26 protein-coding genes and 2 riboswitches are annotated in these 21424 nt (G+C 42.0%); of the genes, 8 read left to right on the forward strand and 18 right to left on the reverse strand.

The window, feature by feature from the left end:
- Positions 1 to 104: 104 nt before the first annotated feature.
- The 8 genes from NAF01_RS12025 to NAF01_RS12060 form a co-directional block, all read right to left on the reverse strand.
- Positions 105 to 419, reverse strand: a complete 315-nt coding sequence (locus tag NAF01_RS12025) for a DMT family transporter (RefSeq protein WP_163143954.1) — start codon at positions 417 to 419, stop codon at positions 105 to 107.
- On the reverse strand, positions 416 to 754 hold the full coding sequence (locus NAF01_RS12030) for a DMT family transporter (RefSeq protein WP_163143956.1): 339 nt from the start codon (positions 752 to 754) through the stop codon (positions 416 to 418). The genes NAF01_RS12025 and NAF01_RS12030 overlap by 4 nt, the downstream gene beginning before the upstream one ends.
- Positions 755 to 820: 66 nt before the next feature.
- Positions 821 to 920: riboswitch (guanidine-I (ykkC/yxkD leader) on the reverse strand.
- Positions 921 to 1122: 202 nt separating this feature from the next.
- Positions 1123 to 1380, reverse strand: a complete 258-nt coding sequence (locus NAF01_RS12035) for a replicative helicase loader/inhibitor (protein WP_163143958.1) — start codon at positions 1378 to 1380, stop codon at positions 1123 to 1125.
- A gap of 83 nt (positions 1381 to 1463) precedes the next feature.
- Positions 1464 to 2219, reverse strand: a complete 756-nt coding sequence (locus NAF01_RS12040; protein ID WP_222500359.1) for an exodeoxyribonuclease III — start codon at positions 2217 to 2219, stop codon at positions 1464 to 1466.
- Positions 2220 to 2352: 133 nt separating this feature from the next.
- Entirely contained in the window at positions 2353 to 3012 is a 660-nt protein-coding gene (gene thiE, locus NAF01_RS12045; RefSeq protein WP_197245757.1) for a thiamine phosphate synthase, read from the reverse strand.
- A complete protein-coding gene (thiD, locus tag NAF01_RS12050; protein ID WP_222500357.1) occupies positions 3002 to 3823 on the reverse strand; it encodes a bifunctional hydroxymethylpyrimidine kinase/phosphomethylpyrimidine kinase in 822 nt (273 codons plus the stop codon). Before thiD ends, thiE begins: the two co-directional genes overlap by 11 nt.
- Before the next feature lie 2 nt (positions 3824 to 3825).
- A complete protein-coding gene (gene thiM / locus NAF01_RS12055) occupies positions 3826 to 4641 on the reverse strand; it encodes a hydroxyethylthiazole kinase (protein ID WP_222500355.1) in 816 nt (271 codons plus the stop codon).
- Between the two features lie 13 nt (positions 4642 to 4654).
- A complete protein-coding gene (locus NAF01_RS12060; protein ID WP_048011407.1) occupies positions 4655 to 5416 on the reverse strand; it encodes a 3-oxoacyl-ACP reductase in 762 nt (253 codons plus the stop codon).
- Between the two features lie 104 nt (positions 5417 to 5520).
- A riboswitch (TPP riboswitch) is annotated at positions 5521 to 5633 on the reverse strand.
- A gap of 116 nt (positions 5634 to 5749) precedes the next feature.
- On the opposite strand from NAF01_RS12060, the gene NAF01_RS12065 reads away from it, so the two are divergent.
- Complete coding sequence (locus NAF01_RS12065) at positions 5750 to 6202, forward strand: OsmC family protein (RefSeq protein ID WP_250802352.1); 453 nt, start codon at positions 5750 to 5752, stop codon at positions 6200 to 6202.
- A gap of 35 nt (positions 6203 to 6237) precedes the next feature.
- On the opposite strand, the gene NAF01_RS12070 is transcribed toward NAF01_RS12065, so the two are convergent.
- Complete coding sequence (locus NAF01_RS12070; RefSeq protein WP_048011409.1) at positions 6238 to 6987, reverse strand: Cof-type HAD-IIB family hydrolase; 750 nt, start codon at positions 6985 to 6987, stop codon at positions 6238 to 6240.
- Between the two features lie 142 nt (positions 6988 to 7129).
- On the opposite strand from NAF01_RS12070, the gene NAF01_RS12075 reads away from it, so the two are divergent.
- The 3 genes from NAF01_RS12075 to NAF01_RS12085 all read left to right on the forward strand — a co-directional run bounded on the left by NAF01_RS12075 (position 7130) and on the right by NAF01_RS12085 (position 9954).
- Positions 7130 to 7645, forward strand: coding sequence for a CBO0543 family protein (locus tag NAF01_RS12075; protein WP_250802353.1), 516 nt, complete (start codon positions 7130 to 7132; stop codon positions 7643 to 7645).
- Between the two features lie 670 nt (positions 7646 to 8315).
- Entirely contained in the window at positions 8316 to 8882 is a 567-nt protein-coding gene (locus NAF01_RS12080) for a sigma-70 family RNA polymerase sigma factor (RefSeq protein ID WP_048012059.1), read from the forward strand.
- Entirely contained in the window at positions 8875 to 9954 is a 1080-nt protein-coding gene (locus tag NAF01_RS12085) for a hypothetical protein (RefSeq protein WP_222500349.1), read from the forward strand. The genes NAF01_RS12080 and NAF01_RS12085 overlap by 8 nt, the downstream gene beginning before the upstream one ends.
- A 42-nt stretch (positions 9955 to 9996) precedes the next feature.
- Here NAF01_RS12085 and NAF01_RS12090 read toward each other — a convergent pair whose 3' ends face one another.
- Positions 9997 to 10287: a hypothetical protein gene (locus tag NAF01_RS12090; protein WP_048012061.1), complete on the reverse strand. Its 291-nt coding sequence runs from the start codon at positions 10285 to 10287 to the stop codon at positions 9997 to 9999.
- 138 nt (positions 10288 to 10425) lie between these two features.
- On the opposite strand from NAF01_RS12090, the gene NAF01_RS12095 reads away from it, so the two are divergent.
- On the forward strand, positions 10426 to 11490 hold the full coding sequence (locus tag NAF01_RS12095; protein WP_222500347.1) for an AbrB family transcriptional regulator: 1065 nt from the start codon (positions 10426 to 10428) through the stop codon (positions 11488 to 11490).
- A gap of 301 nt (positions 11491 to 11791) precedes the next feature.
- Here the strand turns inward: NAF01_RS12095 and NAF01_RS12100 are convergent, their stop codons facing one another.
- Positions 11792 to 12544, reverse strand: coding sequence for a C39 family peptidase (locus NAF01_RS12100; protein WP_222500345.1), 753 nt, complete (start codon positions 12542 to 12544; stop codon positions 11792 to 11794).
- A gap of 312 nt (positions 12545 to 12856) precedes the next feature.
- Here NAF01_RS12100 and NAF01_RS12105 point away from each other — a divergent pair, with 312 nt between their 5' ends.
- On the forward strand, positions 12857 to 13777 hold the full coding sequence (locus NAF01_RS12105) for a MerR family transcriptional regulator (protein ID WP_252222117.1): 921 nt from the start codon (positions 12857 to 12859) through the stop codon (positions 13775 to 13777).
- Positions 13778 to 13823: 46 nt separating this feature from the next.
- Here the strand turns inward: NAF01_RS12105 and NAF01_RS25055 are convergent, their stop codons facing one another.
- The 3 genes from NAF01_RS25055 to speD form a co-directional block, all read right to left on the reverse strand.
- The gene (locus tag NAF01_RS25055; protein WP_350457435.1) at positions 13824 to 14354 is read right to left on the reverse strand and encodes a DUF3231 family protein; all 531 of its coding nucleotides are present in this window, start codon (positions 14352 to 14354) and stop codon (positions 13824 to 13826) included.
- Positions 14355 to 14393: 39 nt separating this feature from the next.
- A complete protein-coding gene (locus tag NAF01_RS25060; RefSeq protein WP_350457436.1) occupies positions 14394 to 14837 on the reverse strand; it encodes a DUF3231 family protein in 444 nt (147 codons plus the stop codon).
- An 88-nt stretch (positions 14838 to 14925) separates the two neighbouring features.
- On the reverse strand, positions 14926 to 15750 hold the full coding sequence (gene speD, locus NAF01_RS12115) for an adenosylmethionine decarboxylase (RefSeq protein WP_346769625.1): 825 nt from the start codon (positions 15748 to 15750) through the stop codon (positions 14926 to 14928).
- Positions 15751 to 15975: 225 nt separating this feature from the next.
- On the opposite strand from speD, the gene NAF01_RS12120 reads away from it, so the two are divergent.
- Both NAF01_RS12120 and NAF01_RS12125 read left to right on the forward strand, forming a co-directional pair.
- Positions 15976 to 17115: a CAP domain-containing protein gene (locus NAF01_RS12120; protein ID WP_284709508.1), complete on the forward strand. Its 1140-nt coding sequence runs from the start codon at positions 15976 to 15978 to the stop codon at positions 17113 to 17115.
- Positions 17116 to 17239: 124 nt separating this feature from the next.
- Positions 17240 to 17665 carry a cell wall hydrolase gene (locus tag NAF01_RS12125; protein ID WP_250802356.1) on the forward strand — a complete coding sequence of 142 codons (426 nt, stop codon included), beginning with the start codon at positions 17240 to 17242 and terminating at the stop codon, positions 17663 to 17665.
- 44 nt (positions 17666 to 17709) lie between these two features.
- On the opposite strand, the gene NAF01_RS12130 is transcribed toward NAF01_RS12125, so the two are convergent.
- From NAF01_RS12130 to NAF01_RS12145, 4 genes are all read right to left on the reverse strand, one after another.
- On the reverse strand, positions 17710 to 18309 hold the full coding sequence (locus NAF01_RS12130; protein WP_163144546.1) for a YdcF family protein: 600 nt from the start codon (positions 18307 to 18309) through the stop codon (positions 17710 to 17712).
- A 123-nt stretch (positions 18310 to 18432) separates the two neighbouring features.
- Complete coding sequence (locus tag NAF01_RS12135; RefSeq protein ID WP_250802357.1) at positions 18433 to 19068, reverse strand: FMN-dependent NADH-azoreductase; 636 nt, start codon at positions 19066 to 19068, stop codon at positions 18433 to 18435.
- Between the two features lie 513 nt (positions 19069 to 19581).
- Positions 19582 to 19731 (reverse strand): hypothetical protein, encoded by a 150-nt coding sequence (locus tag NAF01_RS12140; RefSeq protein ID WP_250802358.1) that lies wholly within the window; start codon positions 19729 to 19731, stop codon positions 19582 to 19584.
- A 180-nt stretch (positions 19732 to 19911) separates the two neighbouring features.
- Complete coding sequence (locus NAF01_RS12145) at positions 19912 to 21141, reverse strand: CNNM domain-containing protein (RefSeq protein WP_250802359.1); 1230 nt, start codon at positions 21139 to 21141, stop codon at positions 19912 to 19914.
- Between the last annotated feature and the right edge of the window lie 283 nt (positions 21142 to 21424).

Genomic DNA, 21424 nt, shown 5'->3' on the forward strand with positions numbered 1-21424 from the left:
TCCTTTTTAATATGAACAAACTGCTGTGTTTTTACTATGGAATGCTGGTGAACTGCTATGAGATATTGATGGCGAGCGTTTCTTGGTTAGACCGGGTTTCATAGCTAAGACACAAGTTTTAACCCAATTGCCGCACTTAATACCATTGCAATAAAGAATATTCGTTTGGCGTCTTTCGGTTCTCCGTACAGGATCATGCCAAGGATCGCTCCACCGGCGGCGCCGATTCCGGTCCAGACGGCATAAGCTGTGCCCATCGGCAGTTCTTTCATGGCCAAAGACAGGAACAGGAAGCTGGCGCCAAAGCCGCCAATAAGCAGAAGTAAGGACCGCCAGTTCCTGTTTTGATGCCAGCTGTTAATCATGGTGACACCTGTCATTTCAAAAATTCCAGCTAAAATCAGATACAGCCAGCTCATGAACTTTCAGCTCCTTTTGATTTGTCCTCGTTTGTCACCAGCTTTAAACCAAGGACTCCTAATAATAAAACAAAAACCAGAATGATTTTAGATAATTTCAAAGGCTCTCCGAAAAATATAATTTCCGATAGTACTGTCCCGGCGGTGCCCATGCCAACAAAGACAGCATAAACCGTCCCCACCGGCAGCACCCTGCCCGCCATGATCATCAGATAAAAACTGACAGCGATGCATATGATGGTCCCTGCCCATGATAAGGGATCATCCGCATGCTTTAAGCCAATGACCCAAAACACTTCAAAAAATGCTGCAATAAATACCTTTAGCCACTGCATGAAATCAGCTCCTTTATTAATATTCCCTGAAAAAGAAAAAAGCCCGGAAGATATCTGATGATCAGTATCTCCCAGGCTTTTATCCCTCCGTGGCATAGCCATAAAAGCTATGAGTTTTCTCTCGGACCAGGCCAGCATCTGCTGCGGAACCCTAGAAAACCTTTATTATCGCAGTCTAACGGTCAGTAAGACCCCCGCTTCAAGACCCAGAGGAAACAAAGGAGGATAAGTGGGGGTCAAACTGTCCGTAAAGGCCCGATTGGTTCAACTAACAATCAGTGGGGGAAAGGAACCCCTCACTGATTGAAGTTTCACTTTATTTGATTTACAGGCATTATAACAAAATAACAAAACATTTTCCATCAATATCAACACACATGATCAGCAAGGACATACTCTTGTTCCCAATTTCGGCAGTCTGCCATTTCAGCAGAGCACGCGATATGACTGATGGATGGAGGATACGGACTTTTCCTAATATGCTCTTTTATGCTGTTAAAGGCTATTTCGTAGTCGAATTCCAGACAGTGATCAAAATAATGATGAACAATTTCGTTTTTGATCCGGAAAGGAGGATACACTCTTTCAATAAGAACAAAAAGCTTCAGCATTTCTGTTTTGTTCATATAACCATTCCTTTAGATAATCTTAATTCAATTATTGCCTGTTTTCCTAAAACAAAACCCCTGCACATCGCAGAGGCTTCATCCTATAGATCCATTTTAAGGGCTACCGGGCAATGGTCGCTTCCCATAATGTCGCAATGAATTTGTGAATCTATTATTTTTTCCTGAAGCTTTTCAGAAATTATAAAATAATCAATCCGCCAGCCGATATTCCTCTCCCTTACTTTTGCCATATAGGACCACCATGTATAGGCTCCCTCGGCTTCCGGGTATTTATAGCGGAAAGCATCAACAAACCCTGAACCAAGCAATCTGGTCATTCTGTCGCGTTCTTCATCGGTAAACCCGGAATTTCCGCGATTGGATTTTGCATTCTTTAAATCTATTTCATTATGGGCCACATTTAAGTCACCGCACATAATAACAGGCTTGATTCCATCCAGCTCAAGTAAATACTCCCTAATCCGCTCTTCCCATTCCAGACGATATGGAAGGCGGGCCAGGTCACGCTTCGAATTCGGTGTATAGACATTCACGAGATAAAAGTCTTCATACTCAAGCGTAAGAATCCTGCCCTCGGGTTCTGTTTCCTCTTCGCCCAACCCATAGCGAACAGAAATCGGCTCTTTTTTCGTGAAAACAGCTGTCCCGGAATACCCTTTTTTCAGAGCATAATTCCAATATTGGTGGTAGCCATCCAGGATGAGCTCAATCTGCCCCTCCTGTAATTTAGACTCCTGGATACAAAAGATGTCTGCATCCATCTCTTTGAAGTAATCGATGAAGCCTTTTTTCACACAGGCCCTAATGCCATTCACATTCCATGATACGAGTTTCATTGCAATTGTATCTCCTTACGAAAAAATCTGTATGAATACAACATTACCATGGCTTTTCAATAATTGCATAGTAATAAACACTGAAACTTGAAAGACAATCGACAATACTGATTTTTTTAAAAAATGCACAAAATTAATGGATATTTCTCATTACTGCTTCTTTTAGCTCCCTGGCTGATTTTTCCGGGGAATCTGCCTGGCTGATTGCCGTAATGACTGAAACACCGTCTGCTCCTGCATCCATTATGGGAGGTGTATTTTTAAAATTAATTCCCCCAATCCCTACCACAGGAATCTGAATATCAGCAGCTCTCAATTCCTTTAAAAAAGTAAGACCCTGAACGGCTTTAGCATCTTTTTTTGTGCTTGTTGGATAAATAGGGCCAATGCCCAGGTAATCTGCCCCCTGCCGGATCGCTGCTTCTGCTTCAAGCATATTATGCACGGAGACGCCAAGGATTTTGCTGCCGATTTTCCTGCGGACCACATCTGCCGGCTCGTCCTCCTGGCCTATATGGACGCCATCTGCGTTGATACTAAGTGCCAATTCAATGTCATCATTTACAATAAAGGGAATATTGCTCTCTTTGCAGATTGCCTGAAGGCTTTTTGCAAGAGATTCCTTCTCTTTGCCGTGCAGGCATCCTGCACCTTTTTCACGGTATTGAAACAGGGATATGCCCCCATTAATCGCTGACCGAAGAATATCTTCAGGCTTATGGCGGCAATTTACGCTCCCCATTATGAAATAAACTTTAAGCCAATTTCGTATTTGCTTAGGATTAACTTCCATATATGAAGCTCTCCTTTTTCTTCAAATTATAAGCCCAATGATTGGTTGGTCCATGACCGCTGCCAATTCTTAAGTCATTTTCAATTGCTGCCTGAATAAATTGCTTTGCGCGATCAACAGCCTGTGGCACAGAAACACCGTCAGCGAGGCCGGCTGTGATTGCAGCAGAAAAAGTGCAGCCTGTCCCATGTGTGTTGGCTGTTTGGATTCTATTACTCTTGAATTCGGTAAAACCTTCACCGTCAAATAATAGATCGGCAGCCATTTTTCCCTCCTCATGACCGCCCTTAATGATGACATGTTTCGCACCAAGCCTATAGAGTTCTTTTGCTGCCTTCCGTTTATCTTCCATTGAACGAATAATAGTATCCGTTAAAACCTCTGCCTCGGGAATATTGGGTGTAATCACCATCGAGAGCGGAATCAGATGCTTTTTCATCGCTATAATGGCTTCAGTCTGAAGAAGGCTTGCTCCACCTTTTGCTATCATCACCGGATCAATGACGATATTGTTCCAGCCGTATTTCGCAATCTCCTTTGAAACCCTTTCGATAATCTCTGCACTGAAGAGCATACCTGTCTTGACTGCATCCGGCCTTAAATCCACTCCAATGGATTGCAATTGGGACGCAACAGCATCTGGGGTCATTGGATAAACTCCCTGCACTCCCATGGTGTTTTGGGCTGTTACGGCAGTTAATGCTGACATGCCGAAAACGCCGAGTTCCTGAAAGGTTTTTAAATCGGCCTGAATACCCGCACCGCCGCCGCTATCTGATCCTGCTATGGTTAATGCTTTGTTCACCTTCATATTTATTCCCCTCCTATCTGACTAAAAGAGCCGCGCAATTCAACATCTGCGGCTGAAATAGTATATAAGCTATTCAAGAACTCTATTTGGAAAGTGCCCGGGCCCCTGCCATCCGTTTTTTCTGCAGCGATTTCGGCGGCAGAGCCATACACGACCAATGAAGCAGCTGCCGCTTTTACTGGATCCTTTTCAACAGCAGCGAAAGCTCCAATGACAGAAGTCAAAAGACATCCGGCACCTGTTACTTTCGTTAACAGGGGATGGCCATTGTTGACCGAAAAAGTGGAATGTCCATCTGAAACGATGTCCTGTTTCCCTGTAATGACGGTGACTGAACCAAGTTTATTTGCTGCTGACTTTGCAAGATCTGCAGTGCTTCCTTTCGCTTCCCCGGCATCGACGCCCTTAATATTCCATTGCTGTCCTGCTGCATTGGCAATTTCTGCAGCATTGCCTCTTATGATGCTAATATCTAATTTTTCCATTATTCTATTGGCTGTTTCTGTTCGATAAGCTGTCGCGCCGGCACCAACCGGGTCAAAGATTACCGGCACCCCATGCTGATTGGCTGACTTTCCTGCGATAAGCATACTTTTCACTTCTTTTTCAGTCAGTGTTCCCATGTTGAGAACCAGAGCCCCGGCGATTTTAGCCATATCACCCGCCTCTTCATGCGCATAAGCCATTACAGGTGATGCACCAATTGCCAGCAGGCCATTGGCAGTAAAATTGGTTACTACCACATTGGTGATATTATGTACCAGAGGGTTTGACTCTCTTACTTTATCTAATAGACTGCTAAGCTCCTGAATGTTCATTTTAAATCCTCCTTTAATTCATAACTAGTCCGCCATCCACAACCAAATTCTGTCCTGTAACTGCCCTTGCCCAGGGAGAAGCGAAGAAGACTATCGCATCTGCCACTTCTGCAGGATCTGTGACTTTTCTTAGTGGAGTCGAGTTTTCGATAATTTCAAACACTTCCTTAGAGGTCGAAGCACTGGCGTCTGTCGTTTTTAACAAACCGCCTGATACCATATTTGCAGTAATTCCATATTGGCCCAGCTCATTCGCCATATTTCTGGTGAAGCCTAATAAAGCAGCTTTGCTGGTCGTATAGTCATGATAGGGTACAACTGGATGCTGGAATAGGTTGGTGCCGACCGAGATTATCCTGCCAAACTCCTGTTTTTTCATATCTTCAAGACCTGCCTGAACAGTGTTCAATGCTCCCAGAATCGCACCTTCCAGCTGATTTTTGTAATCGTCCCATTTAATTGTTTCTGCATCTTTTTTTAAAACAGGGTCAAATTGAAAATTCACCAATGCATTATTGACTATGGTTGTAATGGGGGCTCCAAAGTGTTCCTTCGTTTTTTCATACATGGATTTCACTTGAACTCTGTCCCGAACATCAGCACGAATGGCAATGGCTGATTCGCCAATTTCCTTCTGCAGAGCATGGGCTTTTTCCTCGCTATGGAAATAGTTAATGACAATTCTCGCCCCTTCTCTTGCGAAAGCTTTAGCTGTTTCTTTGCCCAACCCTCTGCTGCTGCCTGTAATAATAACAATCTGATCGTTAAGATTCATAGAAAATCCTCCTTATTGATAGCCAATACATTTGTTTTGAGAACAAAATAAAAACCAGATCCGAAATTGGACCTGGCTGAATAATCTAAGAGAAAGAACGTCGTTCCCCGCAATTACTACTTTCCTACGCTGGTATAATCCAGATCAGGTCCGAAGGGTAAAAAACAGTCCGGTTTCTTTCTCAGCCCGCGAGCATCGGGCACCCCTAGCAGTAAAACTATTAAGTTGGCTGTTTTCATCTTAGCTTGAAAAGGTAAATCTGTAAAGTCTTGCAATTCTGCCTGTTCCTCTTTAAGGTGTAATTAGAAATACATAACTTGGAGGAATAATAGAATGGCTGAACACCAATTCCATTTAAAAGCACATTGGCCAGGACTTCGGAATAATGTGGGTGAAATTGAAACAGGCGGGCTGAGAACAAAGGTATCTATCCCTCCGGAAATGGACGGTCCTGGAATCGGAACCAATCCGGATGAAATGCTGCTGGGGGCAGCGGCAACTTGTTATATTATTACCCTGGCAGCCATGATGGAACGCAGCCGGCTCGAGAAAGATGACCTGACGATGGAATCAGTCGGTGTTGTGGATGTGACCAAAGGTGTGATTACCTACAGGAAAATCATTCATCGCCCGGTTATCGTGCTGAAGGCAGATGCCGATGAAAAGGACCATGCACTTGCGCGAAAGCTGGCGCAAAAAGCCGAAGCATCCTGCATGATCTCAAGGGCAATTAAAGGGAATGTGGAAGTCGAGTTGCAGGAAACCGTACTTAGATCAAAGATGTAAATCAAAAAACCGGCTTAATAGCCGGTTTTCGTTCACTAAAATGCCCATTTTCTGATTGCCTGTGCAACACCGGCTTCATCATTGGTTCCCGTCACAGCATCGGCTGTTTCTTTCACGATTTCCTGGGCATTTCCCATCGCTACTCCCCAGCCTGATTCCTCAATCATGGCAATATCGTTCAAGCTGTCTCCCATGGCCATTACATTTTCCATCGAAATGCCAAGAAGCTCTGTTACCTTCTGGATCCCTTTGGCTTTATTGATGCCAAGAGCATTGACTTCAATATTGGTTAAGCTTGAGTTAGTAATTTCCAGATCGCCTTTTGACTGCAGCTCCTTATGGATCAGTTCCCTGACTGCGTCATCTGAAATATCAAATCCAAACTTAAGCCACTCATGGTCATGAATATTTTCCGGCATTTCGTTGTTCCATACCCGTTCGCAGCTGGTGGCCCAAAAATTGGTCTTATGTGACTGTGACAAGTTCCACATCCATTCCATAACTTTGGAATCAACGGGAGCTCTTGAAATGGATTCTCCATCTGGGCCAAATATTTCACTGCCATTAACCGTAATTAAATAGGAGTTTAATTCCAGGGAATCGGCATGATCGCCTGCTGTAAGCCTTGATCTTCCGGTGCTCAAAATGACTTCGATTCCTTTCTCCTTTGCCTCTTTTATGGCTGCACGGTTCTCTTCAGGAATTTCCCCTCTGGAATTTAATAAAGTTCCATCCATATCGAGAGCGATTAATTTGATCTGCGGTGGAATTGTTGATTTTGTCATGATCCTCTCCCTTTCTTCTTTTAACACAATAAAGCCATTATATAGTTAGCCCGGCTATCCTTCAAAGACGGTGCTTTTCAGGTGAATATTTTATTGGGAAATGGAAATACCTGTATGTATTAAATATTAAAGGTGATGTCCTATGTATCTGATACTTGTTATTGTTGTATGGATTTTGTTTGCTTACCGCTTTATTGATTGGTCACAATGGAAAAAACAATACCCGACTGTGCTGTACTTTATTGCGATTAACCTTACCTATAACATGCTCTATTTTAATCATACTCTCTGGACTTTTAGAGGCATTACGGCCGAATGGCTTAATCATAGCATTATTAACTTAGCTTTCACTTATTTTATAACTCCCATGGCTCTAATCATATATCTGCAGCGTTATCCTGTGAATAAAAACCATGGATACATTTACTCTGCGGTTTGGATTGGCTTTTTTACCATCATTCAGTCTCTGTTTGCACATAAAGGGATGTTTGTGTACGATAACGGCTGGAACGGCTGGCATAATATTTGGCTGAATATCGCTTTGTTTGCTGTATTAAGAGTCCACTATAGAAAACCGGCAATGGCCATGCTCATTTCTCTGCCTGCTGTGGTGATTTTCTACTTATTATTTCCGTTTCCATTGGAAAGCCTAAAATAAATGCATACATGAAGTGAGGTGTACTGATTGATCATTCAAAACGATTTGTCTGTGTTCTTATTTTTGCTCCTTCTGTTCTTAACCTATGCATTGATGTGGTTTTATTTAATCAGGAAAAAAGTGAATAAATAATTCAGGCGCAGACCAAATGGTTTGCGCTTTTTTGTATAATCTTAATAAATGCCAAAAAAATGAAGCGATTGACTTGTATCTGTCGTCTAACTGTCAGTCAAATAAAGTGAAACTTCAATCAGTGGGGGTTTTCCTTATCCCCCACTGATTGTTAGTCGCGTTCTAGTGTCGCTAAGATCTCCGCTAGCGCTTCGATCAATCGACACTACGAACCCGATTGGTTCAACTAAGCCTCTGCCTGCGCGTCGGCAAGTTTCACTGTATCTCACCAATCGGGCCTTTACATTATAAAGCGAGGCGACTTGCCTTGGGGTGACAAGCATAAGACGAGCAGATGGTGGGGAGTGCTTTTCTTCCCATCAGCTGATTGGCTTATGACCTCGAGCCCCTAGGAGCCGCAGCTAGATTGGGCAGTTTGACCCCCACTTATCCTCCTTTGATTCCTCTGAGTCTTGAAGTGGGGGTCTTACTGCCCGTTAGACTGCGATAAAAGGCAGCCAAAATCGGCAGCCTGGCATTTAAGCAAGGAGGCAGACATGTGAGCATTGATGAGTATATAAAACGGTCAATCGATGATAAAGCGGACCGTGCTCTCGTTCTTGAAATGATCATGGATGAGTATGGAACCGTTCTGAAAAGATTAATATACAGCTATGTAAAGGACTGGAATACTGCCAGCGATTTAACACAGGACACCTTTATTACTGTGTATGAAAAATTGGAAAATTTTCAGCAAAGATCTTCTTTTAAAACATGGATATTCACAATCGCTATTAATAAAAGCAAGGACTACCTTAAAAGCTGGCATTATCGCAATTTGATCATGAATGAAAAGATTTTTCTTCTAAAAAAGGATAGAGGAAAAGATCCTGAAGCAGCATTTCTGGAACAGGATGAACATCATGAATTGCTGAAAACGATAGAATCACTGACAGTTAAATACCGCGAAGTTTTTTTGCTCCATTATTATCAGGATTTTGGTCTTGCTGAAATAAGTGAAGCTCTTAATATCCCCATTTCAACCGTCAAAACACGCTTGTACAGAGGACAGGAAAAAGTCAGGAGAATTTTATCCGCTTCAGAAAGAGGTGAACAGCATGGGTGATCTGAATCATGAAGTTAAGAAAGCAGTGAATGGTGCATGGACGAAGGAATCTGTTTTCACAGAGCAGGAAAAACAGATAGTCAGAAACCGGATCGGCTCTTCTGCTGATAAGGGACGGAAAAAAGACTATGTTCCAAAGCTTCTTTCTGCGGCTGCCGCTGTCGGGTTTGTCCTTTTGATTGGCGGGATTGCTGGAGTTCAGACAGAGGTCTTTCCAGAGCAAAATGGACAGGAGACCGCCGTAGCAGATAGAAGTTTTTATCCTGGTCTTGCAGAGGGTGCTATGCTGAACAACTGGAAATTGAGTAATTTTGAGAAGGATTCACATGGCAGCTTATCCGCAGTTTTTACAGGCAAAGCAGAAATCACAGGCACTCTGGATTTTAAGAATGACATTGTATACTTTCTGCCTGATCATAATTCCTTAAAGCTGCTGCCGCTCATTGATGGCAAAAACGTAAAAATAGCCTTTAATGAGGCCGACCAGGAGAAGCTGAAAAAGGTGTTTGGCGTCAAAATGCCAATTAAAGAGGAAAATGTTTCTTTAATTATCAGCGGATATCGTGCTGCAGAAGGCACTGTCCATCAGGCTGACGCTGTTGAGGTGATTATGCCACAGGAACTGCAACTGGGGCCTCTGCCATTCCAGCTTTTGCTGAACAATGATAAGAAGCTGGTCCTTCCAGAGCCATTAAACCATGTGTACAAAGAATTTTCTTTAAGAGGGACAGATGAGACCCTAAAGGGTTTAAGGCCGTCAGAAGTATTCCAGCTGTACCTGTTTGCAGAGGAAATTGAGGATTTTTATACTCAATATGCCTTGTTTAACCATGAACCGGGTATCGAAAAACCGTTTCCAACTCTGAATGATTACCTCAATGCGATAAGAGAGTCAGCATCTATACCAGAAGAACAGACATTATTGCATCGAGTGAAGAACGCCAGCCTGGAAGAAGTCACTCTCGATGACTCCTCAGCGTATATTTCCATATCCGAAGAGGCTGGGCTGGGCTTTGGCCTGAGCAAAAACAGCGAAGGAATATGGAAGGTAAACTGGATGCCAATCCAGTAAATGGGCTGAGCTTGTACCTTTAATGGTGCAGGCTCTTTACTTTTACCTGAATTGGCCCCCAAAGAACACAATGATCGCGAGGACGGATGAAAGAAAAAGCGTGAGGATAATGGAAAATAAGACATGAAAGCCCGCCTGCCAATTTTGGACTTTCTTTAAGACGATAACACTCACGAGGAAGACAAGGACTGTCAGGAGGAGAAGGAGTGAAAATGGACGATGCCCGATATTATGCAGGTAAAGATCATACAGAGGCGAAAAACCAAGAAGTAAAAATAAACCGAGGCATATAAAAGATAAGATGAAAACCAGATGGCTTAATTTTTCCGGCATGGTTAGTCCCCCTTCTAAGAATACCGACCTCTTTTATAAATGTATGAAAACATTCCATTACATAAAACTTGTAATTCATTCATAGTTCAAATATGGTATAAATATCTTTAGGTAATCTAATTAAAAGAAGGTTTTTTCGTGAAAAAAAATGTTTTTATCACCTTTTCTGCTGCTGTATTAGGTGCAGGGTTATTTTCTTTATTGCATATTCCGGTCGCCTTTTTGCTTGGTGCATTGACTGCTGTAATGATTGGAAGCCGGCTCAGCAGGATTCCATTTTACTGGCCAGCCGCTTTTCGGGACGCCGGGATCATTATTGTCGGCTACAGCATCGGCCTATCTTTTACAAAGGAAGCGGTTTTGCTTATCCTCCAGAAGCTGCCTTTTATTTTTCTCATTACGGTTTGCCTGATTCTCTTTAGTGCCCTTTCCGCCCTTCTCATTGCGAAATTAATGGGCATCGACTATCCAACCGTGCTGATTGGAAGTATTCCGGGCGGTCTTTCACAAATGATTCTTCTGGCAGAGGAAGTCAAAGGAATCGATATCACAGTCGTTACCTTTATGCAGGTTGCTAGACTGACTATGATTATCTTCATTATCCCTGTTCTGGTTTTCGGACCATGGATGAACATGGAAGTCAGTTCTGAATTTACAGCCGCTGTTCCTTTATGGAGGGATTTATTCCCTGATATTTTTCTTTTTGCTCTTGTTTCCTTTGCCGGCATTATCCTAAGCAAACGCCTGAAGCTTCCGACCGCATACCTTCTCGGTCCAATTATGGGAACAGCTGCCCTTGTCATTTACGGCATAAATGGTCCTCAGCTCCCCCCGTCTGTTTTGGATTTATCACAGCTATTAATAGGAGCCCATATCGGCATGATGATGAAGCCTGAAAAGCTGGATAATAAGATTAAAACGATTTCACTTGCTGCATTAAGCGGCCTGCTTCTCATGGTATGTTCGGTTCTGCTCAGTTTTTGGGTTATGTACGCTTTTCACCTTTCCCCCGCCACCGGATTACTGAGCCTTGCACCGGGAGGAATGGATCAAATGGCCATCATCGCCCATGAAACCGGGGCCGACCTGGCCATAGTAACAGGGTATCAGCTTTTTCGCCTATTCTTTATATTCTTTGTAGTGCCTCCATTTTTAAAATGGATCTTTTTGAAGTATAAGAGAATGGGATCATTAAGCAAATAAAGTGAAACTTCAACCAGTGGGGTTTTCCTTATCCCCCACTGATTGTTAGTCGCGTTCAAGTGTCGCTAAGATCTCCGCTAACGCTTCGATCAATCGACACTACGAACCCGATTGGTTCAACAAAGCCTCTGCCTGTGCATCGGCAAGTTTCACTGTATCTCACCAATCGGGCCTTTACGGGCAGTTTGACCCCCGCTTATCCTCCTTGGATTCCTCTGAGTTTTGAAGTGGGGGTCTTACTGCCCGTTAGACTGCGATAAAGAAGGGACTGCAAGCTGCAGCCCCTTCTTTTGATATTATGCTAGTTAATGACAATAGCCTGTGACCCCATCAGCTCCCAGGCTTCTATAAATTGCTGTCTAGGCACCTTTTTATTTTTCGTGCCATACGGATCGTTAATATAGATATTTTCCTCATCATACCCGGTTATAGCTACACTATGCATCTGGAAGGTCACATCCACCGGTCCGCCCGGTGTATTCCAGGTTTCGAAAGATGCAGCGGGTGACAGGCTTGCGGTTGTAATGATCCAGACCGGCGACCCTTTCGCTACTTTTTCAAGCAGCACATCGAACGGCTTGCCAGTCAAATTCTCAGCACGGTCAGGAAAGTAGTTTTTCGCCAGATTGAAAATCGGCCCCTCATAAACGCCTAATCCCGGACCATCCTCCATATTGCCGACAAAGCCGTCATTGGGATTCCCGTACTCGCCTCCGCTATATCTGAGCGGTACCCGGTTAACCTCCTTTGCCAGCTCATTTTTTGATACTTTAATGCCTTCATAGCTTATAATCATTGCCAAACTGGTAATCTCACAACCATTATATAAACGCGGGTGATCCATTTGGTTGTACAATGGCACATCCAACATCACCGATTTCTTCATAATTTCCTGCTTCACGTGTGGTTCATGCTGTGCCTCCGCGTGCGGAACAGCTGTATAATATATTTCCTTTTCATTTGAGTGTTCATTGCTCCCCATCTTTATGCTTCCCACAGTCAGAGACAATCCAACCCCGGCTGCTATAGACATTGCGAAAATTCTATTACCCAATTGATTAAACTCCCTCTTCAATTCGCTGTTTTTATAATATTCTAGTTTGCTAAACTCCCCAACCATTGTGCCATACCCGCCCGAATATGACAAATCGCCTGATGATTGGCAAATTTTTTTGGACTTTTGTCAAAATGGCGGTTTTTTGCTTTTTTCTGATGAATAACGTCTTGTTTTGATAGCTTTTGTCATGCGGCAGGAAAAAGAGGTATATCCTGCTGAATAGGTTAGTTAGAAATTGATTCGGAACCCGCTTCCGAATGATTCAGAATCTATTTTGGAAAGGGCTGAGTTAAAATGGATACGCAATATATGAAAGCTTATACAATAAAAGAGGTCTCGAAAATGCTGAATGTGCCTCCGGGGACCTTAAGGCAATGGGAAAAAGATTTGAACGGACTTTTGCTGATTCCCAGGTCCAAGCAGGGAGCCCGTTTTTATACAGACCATGAAATTGCATTGCTTGATAAAGTGAAGCAAATGCGCGATAAAAACCTGAGCAAGGAAATGATCCGGGAATTGATGCAAAAACATATGGACTTTGTTTCTGAAACGGCTTCTCCAGCAAATGAAACTGCTTTGGCGGCAATAGAACCGGAAACAGCATTACATAAAGAACAGGATTCAGTCATGAATGCTGAACAGTTCATGGCTATCATGGAAAATTTCAGAGACAGCTTACTTACAGATGTCAGAAATGAAATTCGCATCGGCGTTCGAAAGGAAGTTTTAGAAGAAGTGAAAAAAGAGATTAGCAAAGGATCTTTGCATACCGTTAAAAGCCTGTCGGATTCAATCTACAAATCAGGCGAAAAAACGAAAGCGGAAATTGAATCACTGACAGCGAGGATTGAGCAGACATCAGAAGATACCTCCGAAGCATTCGGAACTCTTTCGAAAAGGGTTGCGAAGAGTTCGAAACGTACTTCCGATCAAATTAATCAGTTGACAAACAAACTGACGGAATCCTCGGAAGCTTCTTCCGAAGAGTTCAAAACCATGATCCATTACATCTCCTCTTCTGCCGAGGTGACCAGCACCGAAATCAGCTCGCTGATTGAAACATTAAATACGGACAGGGAAATTTATATCGAAACCATTAATAAAGAGCGGGAGCAATATTGGCATGAAGTAAAGCAGCGGGAAGATGTTTTTCAGGATATGATTGTTTCCTTCCGAAGCGCGGCTGCCGCACAGGAACCTGAAAAAAAATGGTGGAAGTTTTGGAAATAGGATGGTGTATATTTGAAAAGAACCAGGAGAGCAGCATTCCCTGGTTCTAGCTTTGTCTTCTGGCCAGGTCTGTCCGGTTGGGTGAACCTGGCGGCTGTTCCAGCCACTTGTGTTTGATCATAATGTCTGCCCCGTCTTTGGCAAACTGGGCGATTTCCAAAGAAAGACGTTCATAATTCAGGATTAAATCACTTCTTTGGCTTGCGGAAGCTGCTGCTGAATAGTTTCCTGATCCCAATGTACTCAGAAACGCCATAAGCTGCATCATCAGCCGTTCTGAGAATGGTGATTCGTCGTTTCCCTTTACAGCATAATCGGCGGAATTAGGGGATTGTATATCATTGTCCAGCAATGTTGAACTAAGAACTTTCACATGTTTTTTTGAAATGTTCCTGCCCCGTTCCATATAGCTGATAATCTCTTTTGATTTGGCAGCCTGTGAGAAGCTGAGAGCGAGCATGGTTCCCACCATGTTGGTTTCCACATTAAAGGATAAATGGGCAATCTCAATCGCATTTAGTGGCCGAGGCTTCTTTAAAGGATTTAGCCCGCTTAAATAGCTTTTATCATCAATCATGTCAGTTTCCGCCGGAATATCTATGTATGGCCTTCTCAGCTAAATTCCCTTCTCTAAGGCTATATCCGTTGCTTTTTCAAACAATTCGACGGTTTGATCGATGCATTTAATAAAGTATGCTCTAATATCTTTCCTGGCACACATGCCCAAAGAGCTGCCATACGCAACAAGACCGGATTTGGCCATCTGCATAATAAATTCAAGCATAAATGTATCTGTGTATAACTTTTGAGCATTGAGGTTAACGTCATTAGCTGAAAAGCCTCTTGGTATTGGAAACTTTTCATTTTGGAAAAAGTCAGTCAGAAACTTGATATGGCCATCCGATAATTGACGGGCGAATTCAATTACAGGTTTTATTTCGTTATCTTCCACGGTCTTAACAAAATAATCCAGAAGAGGCAATGACATGCTGTCATTTAGGTAACCTGTCCATAAAACTGCCATTTCACCTGAAGTCAAATGAACCTTGTTTTCTTCCATCCCAAATCCCCCTATTTATCGTTATTTTTATCATTTCCTGATTTCAGGGGATTATGAAAAAAGACTCCCTGATTGGGAGCCTCCATGTTCACTCTGTTATAGAACCGGGTTTAATATTTTTACCGTAAAAAATCTCATCCATCTCTGTTGTGAGCCGCTCAGTAATCTCTTCGGCCTCATTCGGATCAAGCGTGTCCTTGGTGTATCCAAATAAATAATTATCCAAATCGAAATCCCTTATTTTACATTTGGTATGAAAGGTGTGTGCCTGATAAATATTTACGTCGATCATATCAAAATCCTCTTTTGCTTCATCGGGAATATAATTCTGAATCGAACTGATATCATGGTCGATATAGAGTTTTTTCCCGTCCTTGTCCCGTGTGAATCCCCTGACTCTGTAATCAATGGTCATGATGTCTGTATCAAAGGAATGGATCAGGTAATTAAGGGCTTTTAGCGGGGAAATTTCTCCGCAGGTGGATACATCTATATCAGCCCTGAATGTGCTGATTCCTTCGTCAGGATGATATTCAGGATAGGTATGAACGGTAATATGGCTCTTATCCAGCTGCATGACTACGTTATCCGGCAGCGGTCCGGGAGATTCATCATATGATTCAGCCGGTACCTCCACTACTGGCCCTTCAGATACAAGGACCGTCACACTTGCACCTTGTGGCACATAATCCTGCTGTGCCACATTCAGGACATGTGCACCAATAATATCGGAAACATTCGTAAGTATTTTTGTGAGCCGCTCCGCGCTATATTCCTCATCAATATAATCTATATAGGCTTCACGCTCTTCCCTTGTCCTCGTATAACAAATATCATACATATTAAAGCTGAGTGATTTTGTCAGATTATTAAATCCATGGAGTTCAATTCTTTGTTCCGGTGTCAGTTTCAACATGCTTCCCCCTTTGCAGCTCATCTGTTCATTTTCATTTTTATAATTATGTTACCCAAACTTTTTACTTAAAAACGGAAAATATCGAATCACGGTTAAAGTGACAGGCAAACAGGGTAGAAAAATAAGGAAAGCCGCAATGTTTTGCATTTCCGGATTTTTAGATCTTATAATGAATGGGTATACCTTTGATATTGGGTTTAAAGGTGCATGGGAGGAGATTATTTGAGGAAGGTTTTATTTATACTTATCCTGTTATTTCTCGGTTTCGCTTTTTCACAGCCTGATGAAAAATCAGCAGATGATTCTAAGTCAGGAACTGTAATGGATAATATAAAAACAGATATTCAGCTTTTTAAAGACAATAAGGACCTCCAGAATATAATTACTGGCGTGATGGAGGAGGCGCAAAACTGGGCAGATCAATTACTCCTGACAATCGGGCAATATACCGGGGAAAGAAATTCTCCTGAAGATACAGCCGAAAAACCTGTTTTGGAAGCCCCTGAGGAACAAACCTTTTCTATTCATAACATAGAAATAGGGGATGATAAGGCTGAAATCGAAAAGAATCTCGGTCCCTCCATCCGTATCTCTGCGAATGAATATGGAACAGACTGGCATGCCTATCATGATCACTATCAAAATTTCGTAATGGTCGCTTATGACAAGCAGGAAAAAGCAGCGGGCATATATACAAATCAGGATCTGATTTCTTCCACAAAAGAGATTGCCTACGGGACGCCAAAGGCATCCGTGGCGGAGCAGCTTGGAAAGCCGCTGGACAGAATGAGAAAAGACTTGGTCATCTTTCAGCTTGAAGAAAAGCGTGATTATGACTTATACGAACTGGATGGGAATTACGTAACCATTTTTTATGATAAGCATCGTGACAATACGGTCACATCCATTCAAATAATCAGCAAATCACTTGAAAAGCAAAAAGAATCCTTTTATGCAAATGCCAGCAGTGTCTTAAAAGAAGGATTTGAATGGCAGCTTTTCGATATTACTAATGCCGAGAGAGTAAATCATGGAGTGCCCGTTCTGGAGTGGGACGATACGGTTAAGGAAACGGCGCGCAAGCACAGCAGCGATATGGCAGAGAATAATTATTTTGACCATACCAATCTGCAGGGCCTCTCCCCTTTTGACAGAATGCAGGCGGATGAAGTTTCATTTATGTTAGCCGGGGAAAACCTTGCTTCCGGTCAATTCAGCAGTATCTTTGCTCACGAAGGATTAATGAATTCACTCGGCCACCGCAAAAATATTCTGCGTAGGGATTATGAATTTTTGGGTGTCGGTGTCGCTTTTAATTCAAAATCACAGCCTTATTATACGGAAAATTTTTATGCCAACTAAAAGCTCCCGCTTCAGCAGGAGCTTTTTTTCGTTATTTTGCAATCTTCGCTTTAATGAACATTTCCCCCTATAGTGCATACCCTATATCAGCCTATTTAAAATTAGAGGAACGAGGGTGAGACAGATGGTTGTAAAGGCACGGGATCAGGATATTGATTTGCTGGCGCGCCTTCTTCGGGCAGAGGCTGAAGGAGAAGGCCAGCAGGGTATGCTAATGGTTGGAAATGTGGGGATTAACCGAATCAGGGGGAATTGTTCTGATTTCAAAGGAATTCGCACCATACCGCAAATGATTTACCAGCCACATGCTTTTGAAGCTGTCCAAAAAGGCTATTTTTATCAGAGGGCAAGGGAAGTGGAAAGAAGACTCGCGCGAAGGGCTGTACGTGGTGAGCGGATCTGGCCATCCAAATTTGCACTATGGTATTTCCGGCCGCCTGGCGAATGTCCGCCCACATGGTACAATCAGCCCTTAGCCGGAAGATTTAAGCTGCATTGCTTTTACGAGCCTACAGCGGAAGAATGCGAGAATGTTTATAATACATTTTAAAAGAATCCCTGCCAATTGGATACTGGCGGGGATTTTTCTTGACATTAAATTTCCTGATCCATCAGAATGCCTTTTTTCACGTAATCAATTATTTTCCCGGCTTCATCAAACGCTCTTTTTCTCCCATAAGGATGCTGCTTCCATTGCTCTTTCCCGGTTGCACCATCATCAGAACATACGAGAGAGTAGTTTATCCAATTTGGCATATACGTCAATAATGTTAAGTGCAGCCTCCTCATATGAAATGGAGCCGTCACAACAATGATATTGGAGATGTTCTCCAGCCCGCACATCCGGTCCATAACCAGCATAGAGGCAAGCACATTTTCTTTTGTATGAAGAGATTTATTTTCAATGAAGAGGTCATTGGGGTGAATTCTGTACAAAATGGCTTTTTTCATTAACATTTCTGCTTCAGTCATTTCATTGCCCGGCCATTTTACACCACCTGATAAAAGCAGCTTTTTTGCCCTTCCTTCTTGATAAAGCCTGACAGCTTCAGGCAATCGATATTCTGCAGCTCTGCTGCTTCCAGGCACAAATATTAAATCTCCTTTTTTCAGATTATCCTCAATCCCATCATAAAGCAGCTTGGAAACATCTTCCTCATTTAAATGCCTGGGGCTGAATTCCGAGATTTTCACAAACCTTCCCCCTTTCGTTCCCAGCTTATTAACTTCCTGTATTATACTATTCTTCCGGGACAAGAGCTCTCCTTATATATGCCTAGTCAAAAAGAAAAAGCAGCGGAAATCCGCTGCTTTTGTTTAGAAAGTTTTTGCTTTGTCTTTTGCACGGGCAATGGCATCAGCTTTGATTTCTTCAGCTTTATCAGGCATTGCGTTGTGCCCTTCCACGAACAGACCCTCGAATGAAGGGACGCCGAAGAATTGCATTAATACTGTTAAATAACGGTGACCCATTTCCATCTCAGCTGCAGGCCCTTCAGAATAGATGCCTCCACGAGCCTGGATGTGAATCGCTTTTTTGTCAATCAATAACCCGATTGGGCCTTCAGCCGTATACTTAAATGCCTTGCCGGCTACAGCCACTGAATCAAGATACGCTTTCATTACTGGAGGGAACGAAAAGTTCCAAAGTGGTGTAACAAACACATATTTGTCAGCTGCAACGAATTGTTCGCTTAGTTCGGATAAGCGGCCTACTTTTGTCTTTTCATCTTCAGACAGTTCATCAAAACCTTTGCCTGACTGAAGCTTGCCCCATCCGCTGAATACATCTACATCAATTGCCGGGACATTTTCCTTGTATAAATCAATATGAACGATTTCATCATTTGGATTAGCTTCCTTGTAGGAATCAATAAATGCCTTTCCTGTTGCCATACTGTATGACACTTTATCATCATGAGGGTGTGCTGTAATGTATAAAACCTGAGCCATAATTTTATCACCTTTCCATTTTGAGTTTTCAAGTTAGTTTGAATCAGAAGTAAAATATGTATTCATCCTGCAGTATGATCATTTTTTATTCTTAATCCGAGATAATCATATTCAAAACAAAAAAGATTTTCAAATGATTTGCTCATGCTATTTTTTAATACCCAAAATTAAGGATGGATAATCCTCAATAAAATAGGCCCTTTTTTCAAAGCTTCTGTTTTTTTGTTTATGAAGTCAGCCCGTTGATTCCGCTCCACGCACGCAGCGAACCCGCGGGGAGGAATGTGAGCCTCCTCAGCTTCGCTTGGGGGGTCTCACACTTCTCTCTCCTCCCGCATGACATTGAATAAGCTTCCTCGAATGAACACCGAACGAAGGAAATGGCGTCAGCATTTTCGAGTATCAAGTGCCTTCCGCTCAATCAACTCAGAGGTCTAATTTAATTACATATCCAAAAAATAGAAACTTAACTTTACGAATATAACAAAAAAAAGACCCCAAAAGGGTCCTTATTTATTCTTGTTCTTTAGGTGAATATGGATTGGTTCCGATGTTTTTTCTCATTTCATCTGTTAGTTCAAAAGGAATGCTTGAAGTTGCTTCATCGTCTGTTTCGTAGTTCATTTGTACGCTTCCATCAAAATGAAATGGTTTGTTTTCCATGCTAAGATCACCTCTAACTTTATTGTTTTTATTACATTATATACTAAAAAGGACCTATTTTTTCAGAAAAATAAAAATTATTTATTTATTTTCCTGTACCTATTGTTCCCGAATATACCCTGGTTTATTTATTGATAATAAAAAAGCATTATTCCCGCGCGGAAATAATGCTCATATATATCAAGGTGTTTTTTTCTTAATTTCGACAAGCTTAATTCTGTTGTCTACAATTGATTTTATTTCAAAATGCAGATGATGGTATTCGAATGTTTCCCCTTCTTCAGGAAAATGACTCAGTTCTTTTAGTAAAAATCCTGCAAGGATGTCTTCCTCTTCGGGGATTTTTGTTTTAAAGACTTCATTGATTCTGCGGATTGCCAGTTTGCCGTGAACAATAATGTGGTTTTCCGTTAATTCGTCGATCAGGACTTCCGCATTTTCATCCGTTTCATCTTCAATTTCCTGGCCAAGCATCGCTTCAAGAATATCCTCATGTGTGATGATGCCTTTTGTCCCGCCATATTCATCAAGAACAATGGCAAGGTGCTTCCTTTCTTTCATCATCATTTTGAACACCCTGTCAATGCTATGAAATTCATATACAAATAAAGGCTCTAAATCAGTAAAATCCTTTAAGGACTTCTCAGGCTGATTGGACCAGGAGAGCAAAAGCTTAGCATGGAAAACCCCGACAATATTATCCATATTATCTTTATACACCGGATACCTTGTAAAACGATTATCCAACACTATATTCTTTGCTTCTTCCATCGTTGCTTCAAATGGAATGCCTTCAATTTCCATTCGCGGCGTTTTTAGCGCATCGCTGACATCTAAATTATAAAAATCAATGATCCCTTTAATTCGCTGTGTTTCTTCTTCATGGAAGGTTCCTTCGCTGGCAGCAATATCAACCATGGTGATGAGCTCTTCTTTGGATACGGATACAGCTTCTCCATTATTTTTTGAAAGAAATTTAATAATTCCCCTCGTAAACCTGGATATTAGAAAAGTGACCGGCTTTAAAATCAGCATAAGAATTCGAATGATCGGAAATACAATATAAGCAATTTTGTCGGAAAAGCTTGCTGCGATGGATTTTGGCAGAACTTCCGCAAATAAAATTAATGCTACAGTCAGAATTCCCGTTGCCACCCCTACATTGAAATCATAATCAAGCGCAATTATGGTAACCAGTGTAGGCAGCATGATATTAGCAATGTTATTGCCAATCAAAATGGATGTAATCATCTCATCAGGCTTTGACACCACATCCAAAATTCTTTGTGCTTTCTTATCATTATTATCTGCTCTGGATTTTAATTTCATTTTGTTAACAGCAGTTAATGCAGTCTCACTTCCTGACAGGAAAAAGGACATGAACATAAAAAACAAAATAGCAATGAACAAAGTTGATTTCCTCCAATATTAATCCATTTTTAATTGTTTTTACCCGATTGACATCCGAAAAAACGGAGCTGGGCAATTTTGTCTGCTAAACCATCATTATAAAGTAATTGGAATTATATCGAAAATTTAAAGCATTTACTCAATCTGCTCTTTTCATTTGCTTTCAATAAAGTGAAACTTCAATCAGTGGGGGTATCCTTATCCCCCACTGATTGTTAGTTGAACCAATCGGGCCTTTACGGGCAGTTTGACCCCCGCTTATCCTCCTTTGATTCCTCTGAGT

Source organism: Cytobacillus firmus (assembly GCF_023657595.1).
Classification (GTDB): domain Bacteria; phylum Bacillota; class Bacilli; order Bacillales; family Cytobacillaceae; genus Cytobacillus; species Cytobacillus firmus_B.